Source organism: Enterobacter cloacae complex sp. IR5459, from assembly GCF_049238005.1.
Taxonomy (GTDB): Bacteria; Pseudomonadota; Gammaproteobacteria; order Enterobacterales; family Enterobacteriaceae; genus Enterobacter; species Enterobacter hormaechei_C.
In genome coordinates, this window is record NZ_JBMKIG010000039.1 from 1 (window position 1) to 3,408 (window position 3,408).

Annotated in this window: 4 protein-coding genes; 3 read left to right on the plus strand and 1 reads right to left on the minus strand. The window is 49.5% G+C overall.

The annotated features are described in order from the left end of the window. The first annotated feature begins 1,111 nt into the window (after window positions 1-1,111). From ACOTX4_RS25550 to ACOTX4_RS25560, 3 genes are all read left to right on the plus strand, one after another. Window positions 1,112-1,809 (plus strand): IS1 family transposase gene (locus tag ACOTX4_RS25550; RefSeq protein ID WP_094106546.1). Its coding sequence is split into 2 segments (ribosomal slippage): window positions 1,112-1,361 and window positions 1,361-1,809, totalling 699 coding nucleotides; the frame shifts between segments, so codons are not numbered across the junction. A 538-nt stretch (window positions 1,810-2,347) separates the two neighbouring features. Beyond that, the gene (locus ACOTX4_RS25555; RefSeq protein WP_138627904.1) at window positions 2,348-2,611 is read left to right on the plus strand and encodes a hypothetical protein; all 264 of its coding nucleotides are present in this window, start codon (window positions 2,348-2,350) and stop codon (window positions 2,609-2,611) included. Window positions 2,612-2,802: 191 nt separating this feature from the next. Next, entirely contained in the window at window positions 2,803-2,991 is a 189-nt protein-coding gene (locus tag ACOTX4_RS25560) for a Rop family plasmid primer RNA-binding protein (RefSeq protein ID WP_024157493.1), read from the plus strand. Window positions 2,992-3,169: 178 nt separating this feature from the next. On the opposite strand, the gene ACOTX4_RS25565 is transcribed toward ACOTX4_RS25560, so the two are convergent. Then, a partial coding sequence (locus tag ACOTX4_RS25565; protein ID WP_421635501.1) for a hypothetical protein occupies window positions 3,170-3,408 on the minus strand: 239 nt, incomplete at its 5' end.

Consider the following 3,408-nt stretch of genomic DNA (forward strand, 5'->3'; position numbering starts at 1 on the left):
AGAAAAAAAACCGGCACGGGAGCCGGTAATACTGTGAAAAACAGCCCGCTTTAGCATCGCGGTTAATAGTGACATGTTATGCCATTGAGCAGAGATATAAGCACCCACCAAAACTAGGAGGAACAGACATAGCAGACGGGCGCACCCATGCAGAAAGCTGTGTACCCCCGCAGCGTTCCAGCAGTAGCCGGTACTCATCCTCCGTCACCCACATGGTGAGTATCTTGTTCCGTTTCTCGGACAAACCAGTCTCCTGATAACGCCGTGACGGGCGGGAAACCCTTTCCCGGTCGGCGCGGGGTTGGACAAGCCGCAGGCGCGTCAGGCTTTTGGCGGGTTTCGGGGCGCAGCCCTGAACCAGTCACATAGCGCTAGCGGAGTGTATACTGGCTTATCTATTTTAACACTGTGCGGAAATTGACAGAAATCGGGCTATGTGGCAGAGGAAAATGCGGCTTCGAAGCATAAGCAGAATGATGGGCGGACGGTGAAAATGACGCCTCCTCGCTCATTCGCTCACTACGTTCGGTCATGAAGCTGTGGCGGGCGTTGCGGTGATCTGACTGAGTGATAATGATTTTTCTGGCTCTAGATGTACAAAAGCCCCGTGACAGAATCACAGGGCTTGAGTACTCTAATTCGTGCAGATACCTGCTCGGATCAGACCGCAATCAAATCCTAGCAGGGCTGGCTAGGAATGTCACTACCAGCTTAATACCATTCAACGACATTAAACCCATATCTGCACCTTGACTCTCAGGTCTACGCCCCGGACTCCGGCAGGATAAACAGGCAAGCGGTGGGAACCTGACCAGCTCGGGAAAGAAGCTGGCTCTACCCGGTCTCACGTTAACCAATAACGTACCTGATAAAGTGAGAGTGAAGGCAGCGGTTGCGGTGAAGCGTGATTGCCAAGGTCTGGCGCAACACCCACAAAATCGAAGCAGCATACGAACGGCCTGATGCTGGTCGCTTCGCTCCCCGTTTTCTGGTGTACCCACCACGGGGGCATTAGGCTTTCTTTGCCCTAATATGGGTTTGCGACTCTCAAATCCGGGTAATGCTGCCAACTTACTGATTTAGTGTATGATGGTGATTTTAAGGTGCTTGCGTGGCTTCCATTTCCATCAGATGTCCTTCCTGCTCCGCTACTGAAGGCGTGGTGCGTAACGGCAAAAGCACTGCCGGACATCAGCGCTATCTCTGCTCTCATTGCCGTAAAACATGGCAACTACAGTTCACTTACACCGCCTCTCAGCCCGGTACGCACCAGAAAATCATTGATATGGCCATGAATGGCGTCGGATGTCGCGCCAGTGCACGCATTATGGGCGTTGGCCTCAACACGGTTTTACGTCACTTAAAAAACTCAGGCCGCAGTCGGTAACCTCGCGCATACAACCGGGCAGTGATGTGATTGTCTGCGCTGAAATGGACGAACAGTGGGGCTACGTCGGTGCTAAATCACGTCAGCGCTGGCTGTTTTACGCGTATGACAGGATACGGAGGACGGTTGTGGCGCACGTCTTCGGTGAACGCACTCTGGCCACACTGGAGCGTCTTCTGAGCCTGCTGTCGGCCTTTGAGGTCGTGGTATGGATGACGGATGGCTGGCCGCTGTATGAATCACGCCTGAAGGGAAAGCTGCACGTTATCAGCAAGCGATATACGCAGCGCATTGAGCGACATAACCTGAATCTGAGACAACATCTGGCAAGGCTGGGACGGAAGTCACTGTCGTTCTCAAAATCGGTGGAGCTGCATGACAAGGTCATCGGGCATTATCTGAACATAAAACACTATCAGTAAGTTGGAGTCATTACCCATCACGATGACTAAAAAACAAGCAATTTGAGTAAACAAATATACGCCTGACATATTTGTTTACTCATGAAATAATATAGCCACAATAATAACTGGTGTATTTTTTTTGGCTCCCGGTGATGTCAGGGGGCCAACTTTTTGAAAATTATCATAAACATCAGATAAAACGAATTGCAAAGGTTAAAAAAATACCGCCAGTTATAATAATTGTGATATGAATTACAGTGTTATGAAACCCATCTCTGGCTAAATCGCCGCTCTATTCCCGTTCCCGTTCACCTGTAAAGGGCATGCAGGTCTCTCAATACGTGGTGTAACACATATCGCCTTCACCGAAATGATGTGAAGACTTCATCATTTTAGCAATCACAGGTTGCCCTAATCACTTAACGTTATTATTGTTCTATTGAAGCCTTAACCTAAACCCACTCACAAAACGTGGATTATCTGGTTAGTGATTCGCAGCAACAAAGCGTCCCGGTTCAAAACGAATCGTAAGACGTAGTTTCCCTTGATGTAGGGCTTGCCGCTGGAACAGGCGGCTTTTTTATTCTCCGGCGTGGGGGGGATGCTGTTGACAGAAATGGAAATAAGTAACACCCGGAATATTACGCTTATTGCCCGGCGTCTTGCCTGGATTAATGCCAAAAGAACTCATATCGATATACCATCGTTTGCAGAACTGCTTTTCTCCGGCCAAAAAGCGCTGTTCTTCGAACAATATAATTATTTTCACTCACGACGGTACACAACGGCAGGCACGTCAAAGCCACCGGATTTACCATAACATCCGTTGCCCGCACCGCCTCAGGCGCCCTCAGGGCGTTTCTGACGGCGGTACGGTAAAACAGGTAACAAACCACCCGAAAAGCCGCCAGAAACGTGCCAGGTAAATTTTAACGCCATGCATGACTATGCACCAGAATGACGGCATCCTGTTTTCACATCAAAATCATCACAAGACACAGGAAAACACACATGAACCGCCAGGAATCCGCCGTTCTCAACATAGCTAAATTTATCCGCGCCCAGACACTCCTCCTGCTGGAAAGAATTGACCTGCTCGACTTCGATGACGAAGCGACAGACTGCGAACAGCTGCATGAGCAGGCCGAAGCGCTTTACCGGAAGCTCAGCGCCCGACTGGAATCAGACATAACGGCTTAGCCTTTCCGTCGCCTGCATCATGGCATCCACATCATCTTTTGAGAGATCTTCATCCTCCAGTCGTCGCTCAAGGATGAACGGACACGGAATTTATTACGGGTCGTGAGGCACTCAGTATGAAAGAAAAATGCAGACAATACAGACTGGAACTGTAAGCAAGCAGTGACGAGATTAAAAATCAGGATAACCAGAGACGGTATTTCCGAGACTCAGAGAGGTAATCAATACGGTTAAATGCCCCGGGATATAATGCACTAACGACACGCCAGAAATGTATCTGGGTCAGCTCATCTGCCCCACCTTCCCTGATGTCAGAAAGTACCTCGTCGTAAGTCTTTCCTTCCTCGCGGGCTACAATCCTCATCGTGTCCCTTGCAAGGCGATCAGTACACCCTCCGAAAATCAGAACATCAATAA